Genomic DNA, 15874 nt, shown 5'->3' on the forward strand with positions numbered 1-15874 from the left:
GGAAAGCGGCCCGGACCGGGTGGGGCAGGATTGTCCGGGTCATATGCCGTCCGAAAGTAGGGGCAGACGCCGCAGGCGCAAGCCCGTAGCCGAAAACAGCGCGTTGGCGATGGCAGGCGGGGCGACGACCGCACCGATCTCGCCCGGATCGGCGGGCGGTGCTTCGCTGGCGATAAAATCGACCTCTATCTCGGGGCAATCGGCCAGGGTCGGCAGGTCGAGATCGGCGTAATCCTCGCTCGCCGGAAGCCCTCCGCGCCAGCGCGGCGCGCGGCCGAGCGCGATGCCGAGACCGAAGATCAGCCCGCCCTCGACCTGCTGGCGGGCGATATCGAGATTGACGATCCGCCCGATATCGACCGCCACCGACAGCTTGGTCACTCTCACGCCCGCCTCGCTCCCGCGAGCGGTGGCGATGCAGGCGATGCGCGGGGCATCCGGGCCATCGCCGAGCCGGTGGCAGGCGAGGCCCTGCCCGCTGCCGCTCGCGCCGCCGTCCCAACCGCCGAGCCGCGCCGCGCGCTGAAGACAGGCGGCAAGGCGGATATCGCTCCCCAGCATCGTCATGCGATAGGACAGCGGCTCGCGCCCGCTTTTCTGCGCGATCTCGTCGATGAAACTCTCGATCGCGAAGGCGGTGTAGCTGTCGGCATTGCCGCGCACCCGTCCCACCGGAAGCCCGATCTCGACAGGCACGTGCTCGACCATCACGCTCGGCAATTGGTAGGGAGGCACCGCGCCGGTGCAGGCGAGAGGATCGTCCCGTCCCTCGGTTTCGCGGATCGCGGCCCATGGGGTGAGCCCGCCGAACAGGCGACGGCCGAATTCGAGCGCGGCGGGCGGACAGGCGATACGCACGCGCAGCGCATCGATTGCGCCGCCGGTGCCCGGACTGCCGGGAACGCCCTGCTGGAGCTGCGCGCCGAGCAGCATCCATGCGGGCGGGCGCGGGCGGGCGTTGATCAGCTGCGAACGGCGCGGCCAGGTCAGCTGGACGGGCCGCGGGCCTTGCGCGGAACGATTCGCCACCTCGCGCGCAACGAGCGCCACCTCGATCGCATGGTCATGCTCCAGCCGGGCATCGAAACTGCCCCCTGCAGGCACCGGATAGAGCGCGACATCCTCGGGCGCGATACCGATCGCCTCGGCGGCGGCCTTGCGCGCGCTTTCGGGGGCCTGGCTCGCGATCCAGAGCTCCAGCCGCCCGTCCGACAGGCGCGCGGTCGCGCTCGCCGTTTCGAGCGGGGCGGCCAGGTGCGGCTCGACCTCGTAGCGTCGCGCGAGATCGACGCGGGTCAAGCCCTCGGTGCCGAAGCCGGTTTCCGCGATGCGGAAGGAGCCCCCGCTTTCGAGCATCAGGCCGAGGCGGGTGGAGATCTCGGCGCTGCTCGCGGGAAAATCGGCGGTGAATTGCGGGTCCATCGCCTCGAGCGCCTGCTCGGCGCTCCACCACGTTTCGGCGACCGCAACAAGCCAGCGCTTGCCCGCGATTACCTGGATCACGCCCGGCACGCGATACCCTGCCGCTTCGTCGAAGCCCGCCAGCTTCGCGCCGGCATTGGGCCCGTGGCGGATCGAGGCCTGGAGCATTCCGGGCAGCCGCACGTCGCCTGCAAATTGCAGTGAACCATCGACCTTTGCGGGCAAGTCGATCCGGGGGAAGGCCGGGGCGCCGGGGGCGAAGGCGGCGAGCGGCTCCTCCCGCGCGGGTTCGGGGCGCAGCGGGGGCGGATCGGGCACGCCGCGCGTCGCCGCCCCCGAAGCCAGTTCGCCGAATGTCGCGGTGAGCCCGTCGCCGCCCTGGACCAGCCCGCCTGCGACCGCGAGCCGCTCCCACGCCGTGCCCCAGCGCTCCGCCGCTTCCTGCGCGAGCATCGCCCGCGCCGCCGCGCCCGCCTCGCGCGCCATGTCCTCATAGGCGGCAAGCGTCGTGCCCTCGGCGGTCGCGCTGAAGCGGTTCTCACGGGCGAAGCGGGCGGCCAGTAATTCATCGGTCGCCTGCGACAGTCCGGCGGCGAGCGGATCCCAAAGCGGAGCCCATTTTTCCGCCAGCGGGATATTGGGGTAGGCCCCAGAGGGCGGGGCGGGTTCGACCGCGACCTGTCGCCAGTCCGCGCCCAGTTCCACCGCAACCAGCTGCGCCAGCACGGTGGTGACCCCCTGTCCCATCTCGAGCTGCGGCACGGCCACCGTCACCACCGAATCGGCGCCGATCCGCAGCCATGCCCCGAAGACATGCTCGCCTTCGCCGGGCGTGAGCGGGTTGTAATGGCTGCGCGGCAGCAGCCACCACGCGACGATGAGCCCGCCGCCCGCGGCAGCGCCCGCCAGGATGCCGCGCCGCGACAGGTTCATCGCGCTAGGCTTTCCCGGTATCGAGCCAGCGCGCGACCTTTACGCCGATGGCACGGAAAGGCTCTCCCGCCTCGCCCTCGCCTGCGGCGGCCGGCTTTCCGGCATCGCCGCTTTCGCGCGTCTGCGCATCGAGCGGGATGCGCCCGAGGAACGGGATGTCGAGCGCGCCTGCGAATTTCTCGACCCCGCCCGATCCGAATATTTCGCCCGCCATGTTCTCGACCAGCCCGATGATCGCGACCTCGCCCTGTTCGAACAATTGCCCCGCGCGGGCGGCATCGATCAGGGCCAGGTCCTGGGGGGTCGAGATGAGGATCACGCCATCGGGTTTATGATCGGCCATCATCGACAATTGCACGTCGCCCGTGCCCGGCGGCATGTCGATCAGCAGCAGCTCGGTATCGCCCCAATTCGCCTCGACCAGCTGGCCCAGCGCCTTGCCCGCCATCGGCCCGCGCCAGGCGAGCGCCTTGCCGGGGGCGACGATATGCCCCATCGAAAGCACCTGCACGCCCAGCGGGCTTTCAAGGGGCACGAGCTTGTCGTCCTCGACCTCGGGCTTGGTCCCCTCGGTCGCGAGCAGCTTGGGTTGGGAAGGGCCGTATATGTCCCCGTCGATCACCCCGACCCGGCGTCCCAGCCGCGCGAGCGCCACCGCGAGATTGGCGGTGAGAGTCGACTTGCCGACCCCGCCCTTGCCGCTGCCGACCGCGATGATCCGCCGTCGCCGCCGTTCGCCGGTGAGCGCGATGCGCACTTCCTCGACCCCGTCCAGCGGCGCAAGCAGGCGGGTAATCTCGGCTTCGAGCTCTTCGCGCTTCGCCTCGGACAGGTCGCCCGCCTCGGCGACGATGATTGCCCGGCCGTTCAGGATACGCGCCGAGCGCACGCGGTGGTCGATCGCCGGCGAAAGCGCTGCGCGCAGGCGCTTTTCCTCAACGGCGGGTTCGCGGCCATTGCTGGCGCCGGATTCGTTACCCTCGCTCATGGGCAGCGGCCTCTAGCACCATTCGGGGGGTGTTGAATTGTGTTTTTGCCAAGGTGCAGCTTTTTCAAATCGCAAAACCCCTGTTTTTCCCCGACTCGCGTTCCTATAAGGGGATCATGCAAATGTTGGATGGTTTGATGAAGCGGCTCGGTATGGCCGGAGCAGGCGCGGGAGAGACCCTTGCCATGGCCGGCAGGAAGAATCCCTGGGGCAGTGCCGGCAGCGGCGATGACGGTGACGCGGATGGCGGCGACGCCGATCGCGGCGGCGACGCGCCCTCGGGGGACAAGAACGGGCCGAAGGGCGAAGGCCCCCGCAATCCCTGGCTTCCCGGAGGCGATAACGGCTCCGGCAACGGAAAACGCCGCTCGGCCAGCATCGAGGACATTTTCAAGAATCGCGGCCCCGAAGGCCCGCGCCGCCGCGGCGGGGGCCCCGGTGGGCCGAATTTCCGCATGCCCCAGCGCCCCGGAGGCAAGAGCTGGGTCCCCGTGATCGTGGTCGTCGTGATCGGTGCCTTCGTGCTGCTGTCCAGCGTCCACCTCGTCGAGCCGCGCGAACAGGGCGTTGTCAAGACGCTCGGCAGCTACAGCCGCACGCTCGATCCGGGCCTGCATTTCACCATGCCTTATCCGATCGAGACGGTCGACGTGGAGGACGTGCAGGGCGTGCGCGCGGTCAATATTCCGGCATCGAACCAGCGCGCCAAGCTGATCCTGACCGGCGACCAGAACCTCGTCGACCTCAGCTACACCGTACGCTGGAACATCAAGGATCTGGCCGATTTCAAGTTCGAGCTCAACGATCCGATCGAGACCGTCAACGAAGTCGCCGAGGCCGCCATGCGCGCCTCGGTCGCGGAAAAGACGCTCGATGAAACCTTCACCGGCCAGGGTCGCGCCGAAATCCAGCAGCGCGTGCGCCTGCGCATGCAGGACAGACTCGACGCCTACGGCGCGGGGATCGACGTGCTCGGCGTGGAAATCGCCAAGGCCGACCCGCCCGGCGAAGTGGTCGATGCCTTCCGCGACGTGTCGGTGGCGGAACAGAACGCCGATGCCGCCCGCAACGAGGCGCGGGGCTATGCCCAGCAGACCCTGAGCCGGGCCGAGGGTGAGGCCGAGGCCTTCACCAAGGTTTACGAACAATATCGCCTCGCGCCCGAAGTGACGCGCCAGCGGCTCTATTACGAAACCATGGAGCGGGTGCTCGCCCAGACCGACAAGACCGTGGTCGAAGCGGACAACGTCACGCCCTATCTTCCGCTGCCCGAACTGCAGCGCCGCTCGCGCCAGTCGGCGCCGGCCGGACAATAATCGAACGGGATCGCAGGAAACATGGAATCCATCTGGAACAAGTATCGCTGGGCCTTCGTGATCGCAGGGGTCGCTCTCGTCGGCCTGTTCCTGTCGGCCTATGTCGTGAACGAGGAAGAACAGGTCGTCGTCGTCCAGGCCGGTAAGCCGGTCCGCACCGTCAACACGCCGAGCGGCGATTCGGGTGCGGGACTGAAATTTCGCATCCCGCTGTTCGAAAGCCTGCGCCGCATCGACAAGCGCGTGCTCGATCTCGAGATGCGCGACGAGGAAGTGCTCTCGAACGACCAGCAGCGCCTGCTCGTCAATGCCTATGCGCGCTTTCGCATCGTCGATCCCGTGACGATGGTCGAACGCGCCAACAACACCGACGGCGTGCGCCGCGCGCTGGAGCCGATCCTGAACTCGGCGCTGCGCCAGGAGCTGGGCCGTCGCACATTCCAGGCGATGCTCACCGCCGAGCGCGGCACCGCGCTCGCCAATGTGCGGACCAATCTCGACCGCGAAGCGCGGCAATACGGCGCCGAGGTGATCGACGTGCAGATCAAGCGCACCGACCTTCCCGAAGGCGCGCCGCTGCAATCGGCCTTCCGCAGGATGGAAACCGACCGTGAGCGCGAGGCCCGCACGATTCGCGCGCAGGGCACGCGCGATGCGCGGATCATCCGCGCCGAAGCCGACGCCGAGGCCGCGCGTATCTATGCCGAGGCGTTCGGCAAGGACGAGAGTTTCTACGATTTCTATCGCGCGATGCAGAGCTACGAACAGAGTTTCGCGCAAGGGGAAGGGCGCGGCGACAGCTCGATCATCCTCTCGCCCGACAACGAATACCTGCGGCAGTTCCGGGGCCGGCGCTGAACCGGGTGCGCCTCTCGCGCACCCTGACGCCGCGCGGTCGCGGGCTCGCCGATGAAGCGTCGACATACGCCGACAAGGGGCGAGCCGCGTTCAAACCGCGTTCAGTGCGATTCCGCTGAATTCGTCCGGCGTTTCTGTTGAACCGGCTGGAACGCGGGACTGTTTCCCCGCGTTGCGGCCCAAGGACAAGGAATAAGAGGACGTGAACACCGTGCGTTACGTATATGGGCTTTCGAGCGCGCTGCTGGTCGGCGGCGCGGCCATCTCGCTGATGACGGGTATTCCCGCCGGGGCGCAGGTGGCCCAGAACGACGACCAGGTGATGAACCGCGTCGTCCCGCGCGAGGGCGCGCCCGCGAGCTTTGCCGACCTGACCGAGCAATTGCAGCCGGCCGTGGTCAACATCGCCACCCGCCAGCGGGTGCAGGTGCAGGCCAATCCCTTCGCCGGCACGCCGTTTGCCGAACTTTTCAACCGCCGCCGCGGCGGGCAGCCGCGCACCCGCGAGGCGCAGTCGCTCGGCTCGGGCTTCATCATTTCCTCGGACGGCTTCGTCGTGACCAACAACCACGTGGTCTCGCCGCCCAACAGCAATGCGACGCTGGAAGAGATCACGATCACCATGCCCGACGGGACCGAATACGAGGCCGAACTGGTCGGCTCCGACGCGGCGAGCGACCTTGCCGTGCTCAAGATCGATGCCGACCGCAGCTTTCCCTTCGTCACCTTCGGGGATTCGAGCACGGCGCGCGTCGGCGACTGGGTGGTCGCGATCGGCAATCCCTTCGGCCTCGGCGGAACGGTGACCAGCGGGATCGTCTCCGCGATCCAGCGCACGACCGGCCAGGGCGGCGCCTATGACCGCTACATCCAGACCGACGCCAGCATCAATCGCGGCAATTCGGGCGGGCCGCTGTTCGACATGCGCGGCAATGTCATCGGCATCAACAACGCCATCTTCTCGCCTTCGGGCGGCAGTGTCGGCATCGGCTTCGCGATCCCGGCTGAAACCGCCGCGCCGATCGTCCGGCAGCTGATGGCGGGCGAAGAGATCGAACGCGGGTTCCTCGGGGTCGGATTGCAGCCGATGGACGACGACCTCGCCGATTCGCTCGGCCTGCAGCGCAATCGCGGCGAGCTGGTGCAGAGCGTGCAGGAAGACAGCGCCGCCGAAGCGGCCGGGCTTCGTCCGGGCGACATCATCACCGAGATCAATGGCAAGGAGGTAACCTCCGACCAGACGGTTTCGATCATCGTCGGCAATCTGGACCCGGGCACGCGCATCCCGATCACGGTGCAGCGCGACGGCGAGGAAGTCGAACTGTCCGCGACTCTCGGCAAACGCCCGAGCGAGGAAGAGCTGATGCGCTCGCAGCAGGTCTTCGATCCGGATGCCGAAACACCGATGGACCCCGAGGCTTCCGACGGCAATGTCGAGGAGAAGCTCGGCCTGCAGGTTCTCACCATGACGCCGCAGATCCGCAACAGCCTCGGCGTCGACGAAGACACGCAAGGTCTCGTCATCGCCGCGGTCGATCCCAATTCGGATGCGGGCCGCAAGGGCCTTCGCCGGGGCGACATCATCCTTTCGGCCAATTATGAGACAGTCGCCACGATCGAGGCATTGAACGCGCAGATCGCCGCCGCCGAGGAAGAGGGCCGCGATGCGGTCCTGCTACGGATCAAGCGCCGCGGCCAGCCCGCCCGCTTCCTGCCGGTGCGCCTGCGTTAAGGCGAGGCGCGAACCTGTCACGCCATCAAAGGGCGCCCGCGGCGATCGCTGCGGGCGTCCTTTTCGATTCGTGCCCGGAAAGACGATTGCCTAGGGACCGCCCGTCGCGCCCGGAAGTGGCGGGGCGACGGTGGGTGTCGGCGCAGGCGCCGGTGCGGACGGCTGCGGGGCGGGCTCGGGCCCCTCGAATCGCCAGGCGCGCTGCTGTTCGCGGCGTTGCTGCTCGCGGCGCTCCTGCTGCGCATTGCCGCGCCGCACTTCGGGCAGTTCGCTGCCGATCGCGCGTTCGAGAACCTCTTCGTCGAGCGCCGCCGGCGGCTCGCCCACGACATCGGGAGCTTCGGGTCGTTCGCCCTCGATCCCGAACGGCGAATCCTCGTCCCCGCGCCGCCCGGGTTCGATCAGGTTGCCCTGCTCGTCGATGAAGTAATAATCGTCGGGATCACCGAAACGATATTCGTCATCCGCATCGAGCTGCCAGTCGGGCAGGTCGAGATCGGTGTCGAATTCCTCGACCGGGCGATCCTTCACCGCGTAGCGCATATAGGCCGCGAAAGCCTGCGCCGGGGCGCGTCCGCCCTGCAGGCCGCGGACCGGCTTGGCATCGTCGCGCCCCATCCACACGCCCGTGGTGATGCCCGAGGAAAAGCCGACGAACCAGCCGTCCTTATTCGAACTCGTCGTCCCGGTCTTGCCTGCGACCGGCCGCCCGATCTGCGCCGCGCGTCCCGTCCCGGTCTGCACCGCCGCCTGCAGCAGGTCGGTCATCCCGGCCGTGACATAGTCCGGCACAAGCTGGCGTTGGCGCGGACGCTCGCGCTCGTAGAGCAGCTCGCCGTCGGCTGTGACAACCTTGGTGATGCCATAGGGTTCGACGCCGACCCCGCCGGCCGAGATCCCCGCGAAGGCGCGCGTCATATCGATCAGGCGGACCTCCGAAGAGCCGAGCACCATGGAGGGGAAGGTCGAGACGGGCGAGGAAATCCCGAAGCGCCGCGCCATCGAGGCGACGGTGCCGAAGCCGACCTCGTTACCGAGCTGGGCCGCGACCGTATTGATCGAATAGGCAAAGGCGGTGCGCAGGTTCGTCTCGCCGATATTGCGTCCGTTCGCGTTGCGCGGGCTCCACCCGTCGATCCTCACCGGCGTGTCGGTCACCATGTCGTCGGGACGATACCCCGCCTCCAGTGCGGCGAGATAGACGAACAGCTTCCAGGATGAGCCGGGCTGGCGCAGCGCATTGGTGGCGCGATTGAAATTGGTCTCGACATAGTCGGTGCCGCCGACCAGCGCGAGAATTGCCCCGTCGCGGTCGAGGCTGACAAGGGCACCCTGCGTGCCCGAAGGGGTGTTGGCGGCGATCGCGGCGGTGGCGGCGCGCTGCTTGCCGATGTCGATCGTGGTCCACACCTCGATCGGGGCGAAGGTCTCGGGCAGGAGGATGTCGAGCTGGGGCAGCGCCCAGTCGGTGAAATAGCGCACCGAGTTCTGCCCCGCCTGCTCCTTCAGTTTGACCGCATCGACATCGACCGAGGCCTGTGCGGGCGTGATATATCCCTGTTCGCGCATCAGCCGCAGCACGACCTGTGCGCGGTCGACCGCGGCCTGCACGTCGGCGGTGGGGGAATAGCGGCTCGGCGCCTTGACGAGCCCCGCGATGATCGCGGCCTCGGCGACGGACAGCTCGGTCGCCGGATGGCTGAAGAACTTGCGCGAGGCGGAATCGATGCCGTAGGCCCCGCCGCCGAAATAGACCTTGTTGAGGTAAAGCTCGAGGATCTGTTCCTTGGAGAATTTCCATTCGAGCGCCATGGCCAGCACCGCTTCGCGTGCCTTGCGGTCGAAGGTGCGGTTGGAATTGAGGAACAGGTTGCGCGCGAGCTGCTGCGATATGGTCGATGTGCCCCCGACCCGCTCGCGCGAGCCGACCAGCCCTTCGATGATCGCGCCGGTCGTCCGGACCGGATCGATGCCGTAATGCGATCGGAACCGCTTGTCCTCCACCGCGACCATCGCATTGGTCATGGTCTCGGGAATTTCCTCGTAATCGAGCCATTCGCCGAAGGACGGGCCGAGTTCGACGATCTCGCTGCCATCGCTTGCCCGCACGAGGATGGTCTGCCCGGCCTGCTGCGCCTTGAGCTGGTAATAGCTCGGGATCGAGCGTGCGGCGAAGCCGACCGCGACGGTCAGGAACAGGCCCGCCAGAAGCGCCAGGGCGATCCCGCCCAGCGCGATGCGCCCGGTCCAGCGCCGCAGCCGCGAGGGGCCGCCCTTGCGCGAGCCGCCCTTGCGCGAGCCGGCTTTCGAGGCACCCCTCGAAGAGCCCTTGCCAGACCTCTCGGCCGCAGCCCGGCGCGATCCGCGCTTGTCCTTGTTCTGCAGGTTCCTGCCCCGTTTCGACATCGAATGAATTCAGTCCGTCCGCCTCTCGCCGGGCCCGCCGGGATCATGGCGAGAGACCGTGCAAAGCATGATGCATAGGCAAGTTGTAACCGCGCGTGAACATGCCGCTGCGGACCCTTCCCCGGTGCTGGTCGCACCAGAGGCGCAGATCGGCGCGAACGCGGCCGGATCGCGCCTTTCCGGGGCGGCTATTCGCCTTCGGGGACGAATTCGAGCGCGGCCGAGTTGATGCAATAGCGCAAGCCGCCCTCCTCGGGCGGGCCGTCGGGGAAGACATGGCCGAGATGGCTCCCGCACTTGCCGCACAGCACTTCGGTGCGGATCATGCCAAAGGAGATGTCGCGGCGCTCCTCGATCGTTTCGGCCTCGGCCGGCCGCGTGAAGGCCGGCCAGCCACAGCCGCTGTTGTATTTCGCCGCGCTGATGAACAGCCGCGTGCCGCACGCGGCACACATATATTCGCCGTTCTCGTAGAACTTGTCGTACTTGCCCGTATAGGCGCGCTCCGTTCCCGCTTCGCGCAGGATGTGGAACTGTTCGGCTGAAAGCCGCTCGCGCCATTGGTCCTCGGTGAGGCTTCTGGGGTCTTCGGGGGTCGATGCCATCGCGCTGTCCTCTCTTTCGCCGGGATATATCGGGACCGCACAGGCGGGCGCAAGGGCGCTATGCAGGGCCCTTGCGCCCGGTAAAGCCTACACATCGACGAGCGCGTAATGGGCTGGCGGCTTGATCACGTCCATGCGTTCCGTCAGCAGCGGGCGGAAGCTCGGGCGGCTCTTGAACACGGCGTACCAGCCGCGGGTCTGTTCGTGCCCGTTCCAGTCGATCCCGCCGAGATAGTCGGCGACCGAGATCTGGGCGGCAGCGGCGAGGTCGGCGAGGCTCATGGTCGAGCCCGCGAGCCACGGGCGGTTGTCGATCAGCCAGTCCATGTAATCGAGATGGCCGTGCGCCATCTTCATCGCCTCGCGCAGCGCCCGACTGTCGGGCGGCTGACCGAGAACGAGGCGCTTTTTCATCCGTTCGGAGAGCAGCGGGGCGGTGACGTCGGCGTAGAAATTCTCGTCGAACAGCGCGACCAGTCGCCGGATTTCGGCCCGAACCGTAGCCGGGCCGTTGATCATCGGTGAGGTGTCGCTGGTTTCCTCGAGATATTCGCAGATCGCCCGGCTGTCGGCCAGGGTGATCGCACGCGACTCGTCGATCAGCACCGGGGTGCGTCCGGCAGGATTGAGATTCCAGAAGGCGTCGGAGGCCGCCCAAGGATCCTCCCGCACCATTTCATAGGCAATGTGCTTTTCACCCATGAGCAGGCGAACCTTGCGGCTGAAAGGGCACAGCGGGAATTGGTAGAGACGCCACATCGCCCGACCCGGATGCCTCAAAGCGCTGCGAAAATCCAGCCGGACAGGCGCGCACGCGTGCAAAGCCTGCGCATAAGTGGGAACGATCGCAGCCCCTGCCTGCGGTCAGAGCCCGGCGGAACGCTTCATCATCAGGCAGGCGGGCATGATCTGCGCGATCGTGCCCGGGCGCGACCGGAAGCGCCGGGATTGCAACGCGACGAGATCGAGCACACCGGCACGGTCGAGCCCGCACTCGTCCATCAGCCGGGCCATGGTCCGCACGAAAAATTCGCGCCCGCCGCCCTTTGCAAGATCGGGATAGGCCGCCCCGCGCTCGTCGCCGTCGCCCTGCCACCCGCTGACTACCGCGAAGGCGACGGCACAGCGCAGGGCGGCGGCCTGTTCGAGCTCGAGCCCCTCGAGGCCAAGCGGAACGCCCCCGGCGGGCGCTTCTTCGGGAGGAGGGCCGGCCTGGGCGAGCAGTGCGAGCGGCGCGATGAAAGCGAGCACGGTCATGCCCCTTCCTATAGCCGCGCGGCTGAACCGCTGGCTACGAAAACCCGGCTTGTCGTTCTTCGGGCCAGCGCCTAATCGGCTCGTCACGGGTTCAAAAAAGGAGAGAAGAACGAATGATCAGCAACGTGATGATCGGCTCGAACGACATCGAGAAGTCGAAGGCCTTCTACAATGCGGTGCTCGGGGTGCTCGGCGCGGGCGAGCCCTTCGTCAATGTCGCGGACAGCGGCCACACCCGCCTGTTCTAAATGCATGGCGGTCACACCTTCGCCGTGTCCGAACCGATCAACGACAAGCCCGCGACCTGCGCCAACGGCGCGACGATCGGCTTCGCCTGTTCAAGCCCGGAAAAGGTGCAGGAACTGCATGACGCGGCCGTCGCGAATGGCGGCAGAGCATCGAGGACCCGCCGGGCCCGCGCGAAAACGCGATGGGCGTGATGCATCTGTGCTATTTCACCGATCCCGACGGCAACAAGATCTGCGGCATCCACCGCCCGGGCTGATCCGGGCGCGGCTTTCAGCGGGACAGCTGGAACACCGCATATTCGGCGCGCCAGTTCGCCCCGACGGGCGAAATGGCGCGCTCCGTCGCGAAAAACCAGGATCGCTCGATCACCGCACCCTTCGCCCTGGCGAGGTCGCGGAAATCGTCGACCGTGACGTGGTGGATGTTCTGCGTTTCATACCAGCTCACCGGCAACGCACCGGTAACCGGCATGCGTCCACCGAACATCAGGGCGGTGCGCGTGCGCCAGTGGGCGAAGTTGGGGAAGCTGACGAAAGCGCGCGTCCCCACACGCAGCAGCTCGTCGAGCATCAGGTCGGGCCGGGTCGCGGTTTGCAGCGTCTGGCTCAGGACCGCGAAATCGAACGCCTTGTCGGGATATTCGGCGAGGTCGATATTCGCATCGCCCTGCACCACCGAAAGCCCGCGCGCGACGCAGCGTTCGACCAATTCGGCATCGATCTCGATCCCGCGCGCGTCGCAGCCTGCCTCGCTTTCGAGCGCCGCCATCAGCGCGCCGTCCCCGCAGCCGATATCGAGCACCAGCGCGCCCGGATGCTTTTCGCGGATCACAGCGGCGATCGCGGCAAGGTCGAACCGCAGGCCGGCCGCATGGTCAGCCATTGAGAAAGCCTTCGACCACCCGGTCGAGCTGTTCGTGCGGCAGCAGGAAACTGTCATGCCCGCTGGGCGCGGACAGCTCGACGAAGCTCGCCCGGTTGCCGGTCGCGTTGAGCGCGTGAACGATGTGGCGGCTTTCCGCAGTCGGGTAGAGCCAGTCGGTATCGAAACTGACGATGCAGAACCGCGCGTTCCGGCTGCGTGCGAAGGCATTGGCGAGCTTTCCGCCATGCTCCTGCGCGAGGTCGAAATAATCCATCGCGCGGGTGATATAGAGGTAGGAGTTGGCGTCGAAGCGCTGGGTAAAACCGCTGCCCTGGTAGCGCAGGTAGGATTCGACCTGGAAATCCGCGTCGAAGCTGAAACTCGTCGCCTCGCGGTCCTGCAGGCGGCGGCCGAACTTGGCGGTCAGCCCCTCTTCCGAAAGATAGGTGATATGCGCCGCCATGCGCGCCACGGCGAGGCCGTTATCGGGCCGCGCCTCGCGGGCATAGTAATCGCCATCGGCCCAGCCCGGATCGGCCATGATCGCCTGGCGCCCGACCTCGTGAAAAGCGATGTTCTGTGCCGAATGGCGCGCGGTCGAGGCGATCACCAGCACCCGCGCCGCACGCTCCGGCCAGTTGGCGGCGAGGCTCAGCGCCTGCATCCCGCCCATCGACCCGCCGACGACCGCGTGCAGCCGCTCGATCCCCAGCCCGTCGAGCAGCGCGACGAGGCCGCGGACCATGTCGCGGATCGTGATGACGGGAAAGCGCATCGCGTAAGGCGCGCCGTCGGGCGCTTCGCTTGCCGGGCCGGTCGAACCCATGCACGATCCGATGACATTGGCGCAGATGACATGGAAACGGTTGGTGTCGATCGGCTTGTCCGGCCCCACCATGCGCTCCCACCAGCCCGGCTTGCCGGTGACCGGATGCGGGCTTGCGACATATTGGTCGCCGGTCAGAGCGTGGCAGACCAGCACCGCGTTCGAGCGGTCGGCGGCAAGGTCGCCATAGGTCTCGTAGGCGATCTGCGCGCCGCCGAGCACCTGACCGCTGTCGAGCGGCAGGTCGTCGGGGACCGCGAAAACATGGCTAGGCTGGGCGACGTTCATGCTCGCCGCGGCGATTGGGCGAGCCGCGCGCGCGTGTCAATCCGGGCAGCCGTGGCAGAAAGGACCGAAGAGGGGGCTGGTCGCGCCGTTGCGAAGCGTTTATCGCCGCGCTTCCCATGACCACGCGCCCGCAATTCCCCAAGCCAAAGCCCTGGATCCTCGAAATCCACGCCTACAAGCCCGGCTCGTCGCAAGCGAGCGACGGTCGCTCGCTCGTCAAGCTGTCGGCTAACGAAAACCCGCTCGGCACGAGCCCGGCCGCGCTCGCGGCGCTGGCATCCGCGCGAGCCGAGGCGGCGACTTATCCCGATCCGGGGGCAGGTGCATTGCGCGAGGCGCTGGGTGGGCTGCACGGTCTCGATCCGGCGCGGATCGTGTGTGGGACGGGCTCGGACGAATTGCTGAACCTCGCCGCTCAGGGCTTTGCCGGGCCCGGCGACGAAGTGGTGTTCTCGCGCCATTCCTTCGCCGTCTACGACATCGCCGCGCGCCGCTGCGGGGCGACGCCGGTGGCGGTCGCGGACCGCGATTTCACCGCCGATGTCGATGCGCTGCTGGGCGCCATAACCGACGCGACGCGCGTGGCCTTTCTCGCAAATCCGAACAATCCGACCGGAACCTGGCTTCCGCCTGCCGAGGTCGAGCGGCTTCATGCCGGCCTGCCTCGGCACGTGCTGCTGGTGATCGACGAGGCCTATGGCGAATATGTCGACCCCGCCCACCAGAGCGCCGCCTTCGACCTTGCCCGCGCCCATGACAACGTGCTGGTGACGCGCACCTTCTCGAAGATCCACGGCCTTGCCGCCGAGCGCATCGGCTGGGCCTATGGCGCTCCCGGTCTCGTCGATGTCCTCAACCGCATTCGCGGCCCGTTCAACGTCACCGTGAGCGGGCAGAAGGCCGCGCTTGCCGCGCTCGGCGACCGGGATTTCGTCGAGCGCAGCCGGGTGCACAATGCGGCGGAGCGCGCGCGCCTTGCCGATGCGATCGCCGCGCTCGGCAATCACGGCCTGCGCGCCGTGCCGAGCGAGGCCAATTTCCTGCTGGTCCTGTTCGAAGGCGACGTGACGGCCGAAACCGCGCGCGAGGCGCTTGCCGAGGAAGGCTATGCCGTGCGCCACCTGCCGGGGCAGGGCCTGCCCCAGGCCTTGCGCATCACCATCGGCAAGAGCGAGGACATGGACCGCGTCATCGCCTGCCTCGCACGACTTTGCGGGGAAAACGCATGAGGATAGAGCGCGTCGCGATCATCGGGCTCGGCCTGCTGGGTTCCTCGATCGGCCTCGCGCTGCAGGAACGCGCGCCGGGCATCGCCACGACCGGCTTCGACGCCAATCCCAAGGTGCGCGGCAAGGCGGAGGAACTGGCGGTGGTCGGGACCGTCTGCGAAAGCCCGGCCGATGCGGTGCGCGATGCCGATCTCGTGGTGTTGTGCGTGCCGGTGGGCGCGATGCGCGATGCCGCCACCGCGATCGCCGAGGCCGTGCCCGAACCCGCCATAATCAGCGATGTGGGGTCCTCCAAGCAAAGCGTCGCAGACGCGCTCGCCGAGGCGCTGCCCGGTCGCTCGGTGATCCCGGCCCACCCGGTCGCCGGGACCGAGCAGAGCGGGCCCGAAGCCGGTTTCGCGACGCTTTTCGTGGGACGGTGGTGCATTCTCACGCCGCCCCAAGACGCCGACCCGGAGGCGCTCGAAGCGCTCTCGAATTTCTGGGCCGGCCTCGGCGCCAAGGTGGAGGTGATGGACCCGGCCCACCACGATCTCGTCCTCGCGGTGACGAGCCACATCCCGCATCTCATCGCCTTCACCATCGTCGGCACGGCGAGCGACCTGGAGGAAGTGACCCGTTCGGAGGTGATCAAGTATTCCGCCGGCGGTTTTCGCGATTTCACCCGTATTGCCGCCTCCGATCCGGTCATGTGGCGCGACGTGTTCCTCAGCAACCGCGAGGCCGTGCTCGAAATGCTGGGGCGCTTCACCGAAGACCTGACCGCGCTCCAGCGCGCGATCCGCTCGGGCGACGGCGAGACCTTGCACGACCTGTTCAGTCGCACCCGCGCGATCCGGCGGCAGGTGATCGAGCAGGGCCAGGAAACGCCCAAGCCCGATTTCGGTCGCGAGCAATGACG

The 15874-nt window shown here is 67.6% G+C and carries 15 protein-coding genes; 6 read left to right on the forward strand and 9 right to left on the reverse strand.

Annotated elements, in window-relative coordinates:
• Nucleotides 1-39 precede the first annotated feature (39 nt).
• Nucleotides 40-2355: a xanthine dehydrogenase family protein molybdopterin-binding subunit gene (locus RIB52_RS08700; RefSeq protein ID WP_350174980.1), complete on the reverse strand. Its 2316-nt coding sequence runs from the start codon at nucleotides 2353-2355 to the stop codon at nucleotides 40-42.
• 4 nt (nucleotides 2356-2359) lie between these two features.
• Nucleotides 2360-3343 carry a P-loop NTPase gene (locus RIB52_RS08705; protein WP_350174982.1) on the reverse strand — a complete coding sequence of 328 codons (984 nt, stop codon included), beginning with the start codon at nucleotides 3341-3343 and terminating at the stop codon, nucleotides 2360-2362.
• Nucleotides 3344-3480: 137 nt separating this feature from the next.
• On the opposite strand from RIB52_RS08705, the gene hflK reads away from it, so the two are divergent.
• The 3 genes from hflK (at nucleotide 3481) to RIB52_RS08720 (ending at nucleotide 7249) form a co-directional block, all read left to right on the forward strand.
• On the forward strand, nucleotides 3481-4659 hold the full coding sequence (gene hflK / locus RIB52_RS08710) for a protease modulator HflK (protein ID WP_350174984.1): 1179 nt from the start codon (nucleotides 3481-3483) through the stop codon (nucleotides 4657-4659).
• Between the two features lie 21 nt (nucleotides 4660-4680).
• Nucleotides 4681-5517, forward strand: a complete 837-nt coding sequence (gene hflC, locus RIB52_RS08715) for a protease modulator HflC (protein ID WP_350174986.1) — start codon at nucleotides 4681-4683, stop codon at nucleotides 5515-5517.
• Between the two features lie 202 nt (nucleotides 5518-5719).
• The gene (locus RIB52_RS08720) at nucleotides 5720-7249 is read left to right on the forward strand and encodes a Do family serine endopeptidase (RefSeq protein ID WP_350174988.1); all 1530 of its coding nucleotides are present in this window, start codon (nucleotides 5720-5722) and stop codon (nucleotides 7247-7249) included.
• Nucleotides 7250-7339: 90 nt separating this feature from the next.
• Here the strand turns inward: RIB52_RS08720 and RIB52_RS08725 are convergent, their stop codons facing one another.
• From RIB52_RS08725 to RIB52_RS08740, 4 genes are all read right to left on the reverse strand, one after another.
• The gene (locus tag RIB52_RS08725) at nucleotides 7340-9655 is read right to left on the reverse strand and encodes a transglycosylase domain-containing protein (RefSeq protein WP_350174990.1); all 2316 of its coding nucleotides are present in this window, start codon (nucleotides 9653-9655) and stop codon (nucleotides 7340-7342) included.
• 188 nt (nucleotides 9656-9843) lie between these two features.
• Complete coding sequence (gene msrB / locus RIB52_RS08730) at nucleotides 9844-10260, reverse strand: peptide-methionine (R)-S-oxide reductase MsrB (protein WP_350174992.1); 417 nt, start codon at nucleotides 10258-10260, stop codon at nucleotides 9844-9846.
• 87 nt (nucleotides 10261-10347) lie between these two features.
• A complete protein-coding gene (locus RIB52_RS08735) occupies nucleotides 10348-11019 on the reverse strand; it encodes a glutathione S-transferase family protein (protein ID WP_350174994.1) in 672 nt (223 codons plus the stop codon).
• Nucleotides 11020-11124: 105 nt separating this feature from the next.
• Complete coding sequence (locus RIB52_RS08740) at nucleotides 11125-11517, reverse strand: hypothetical protein (protein WP_350174996.1); 393 nt, start codon at nucleotides 11515-11517, stop codon at nucleotides 11125-11127.
• 113 nt (nucleotides 11518-11630) lie between these two features.
• Between RIB52_RS08740 and RIB52_RS14815 the strand changes: the two genes are divergently transcribed.
• Nucleotides 11631-11765, forward strand: coding sequence for a hypothetical protein (locus RIB52_RS14815; RefSeq protein ID WP_502879505.1), 135 nt, complete (start codon nucleotides 11631-11633; stop codon nucleotides 11763-11765).
• Between the two features lie 11 nt (nucleotides 11766-11776).
• Here the strand turns inward: RIB52_RS14815 and RIB52_RS14820 are convergent, their stop codons facing one another.
• The 3 genes from RIB52_RS14820 to metX are packed head-to-tail and all read right to left on the reverse strand — an operon-like array spanning nucleotide 11777 to nucleotide 13744.
• On the reverse strand, nucleotides 11777-12010 hold the full coding sequence (locus RIB52_RS14820; RefSeq protein WP_502879506.1) for a hypothetical protein: 234 nt from the start codon (nucleotides 12008-12010) through the stop codon (nucleotides 11777-11779).
• A 26-nt stretch (nucleotides 12011-12036) separates the two neighbouring features.
• Nucleotides 12037-12648, reverse strand: coding sequence for a methionine biosynthesis protein MetW (metW, locus tag RIB52_RS08750; RefSeq protein ID WP_350174998.1), 612 nt, complete (start codon nucleotides 12646-12648; stop codon nucleotides 12037-12039).
• Nucleotides 12641-13744 (reverse strand): homoserine O-acetyltransferase MetX, encoded by a 1104-nt coding sequence (gene metX, locus RIB52_RS08755; protein ID WP_350175000.1) that lies wholly within the window; start codon nucleotides 13742-13744, stop codon nucleotides 12641-12643. The genes metW and metX overlap by 8 nt, the downstream gene beginning before the upstream one ends.
• Before the next feature lie 116 nt (nucleotides 13745-13860).
• Between metX and hisC the strand changes: the two genes are divergently transcribed.
• Both hisC and RIB52_RS08765 read left to right on the forward strand, forming a co-directional pair.
• Complete coding sequence (hisC, locus tag RIB52_RS08760; RefSeq protein WP_350175002.1) at nucleotides 13861-14973, forward strand: histidinol-phosphate transaminase; 1113 nt, start codon at nucleotides 13861-13863, stop codon at nucleotides 14971-14973.
• Complete coding sequence (locus RIB52_RS08765) at nucleotides 14970-15872, forward strand: prephenate/arogenate dehydrogenase family protein (protein ID WP_350175004.1); 903 nt, start codon at nucleotides 14970-14972, stop codon at nucleotides 15870-15872. The genes hisC and RIB52_RS08765 overlap by 4 nt, the downstream gene beginning before the upstream one ends.
• Nucleotides 15873-15874: the final 2 nt, after the last annotated feature.

Origin of the sequence: Erythrobacter sp. (assembly GCF_040217515.1) — a bacterium.
GTDB lineage: Bacteria > Pseudomonadota > Alphaproteobacteria > Sphingomonadales > Sphingomonadaceae > Erythrobacter.

What these genes read in the sequence shown, in the direction of transcription:
- RIB52_RS08700 (WP_350174980.1), bottom strand. Translation starts at nt 2,355, where the DNA reads ATGAACCTGTCGCGGCGCGGCATCCTGGCGGGCGCTGCCGCGGGCGGC.
- RIB52_RS08705 (WP_350174982.1), bottom strand. Translation starts at nt 3,343, where the DNA reads ATGAGCGAGGGTAACGAATCCGGCGCCAGCAATGGCCGCGAACCCGCC.
- hflK (WP_350174984.1), top strand. Translation starts at nt 3,481, where the DNA reads ATGAAGCGGCTCGGTATGGCCGGAGCAGGCGCGGGAGAGACCCTTGCC.
- hflC (WP_350174986.1), top strand. Translation starts at nt 4,681, where the DNA reads ATGGAATCCATCTGGAACAAGTATCGCTGGGCCTTCGTGATCGCAGGG.
- RIB52_RS08725 (WP_350174990.1), bottom strand. Translation starts at nt 9,655, where the DNA reads ATGTCGAAACGGGGCAGGAACCTGCAGAACAAGGACAAGCGCGGATCG.
- msrB (WP_350174992.1), bottom strand. Translation starts at nt 10,260, where the DNA reads ATGGCATCGACCCCCGAAGACCCCAGAAGCCTCACCGAGGACCAATGG.
- RIB52_RS08735 (WP_350174994.1), bottom strand. Translation starts at nt 11,019, where the DNA reads ATGTGGCGTCTCTACCAATTCCCGCTGTGCCCTTTCAGCCGCAAGGTT.
- RIB52_RS08740 (WP_350174996.1), bottom strand. Translation starts at nt 11,517, where the DNA reads ATGACCGTGCTCGCTTTCATCGCGCCGCTCGCACTGCTCGCCCAGGCC.
- RIB52_RS14815 (WP_502879505.1), top strand. Translation starts at nt 11,631, where the DNA reads ATGATCAGCAACGTGATGATCGGCTCGAACGACATCGAGAAGTCGAAG.
- metW (WP_350174998.1), bottom strand. Translation starts at nt 12,648, where the DNA reads ATGGCTGACCATGCGGCCGGCCTGCGGTTCGACCTTGCCGCGATCGCC.
- metX (WP_350175000.1), bottom strand. Translation starts at nt 13,744, where the DNA reads ATGAACGTCGCCCAGCCTAGCCATGTTTTCGCGGTCCCCGACGACCTG.
- hisC (WP_350175002.1), top strand. Translation starts at nt 13,861, where the DNA reads ATGACCACGCGCCCGCAATTCCCCAAGCCAAAGCCCTGGATCCTCGAA.
- RIB52_RS08765 (WP_350175004.1), top strand. Translation starts at nt 14,970, where the DNA reads ATGAGGATAGAGCGCGTCGCGATCATCGGGCTCGGCCTGCTGGGTTCC.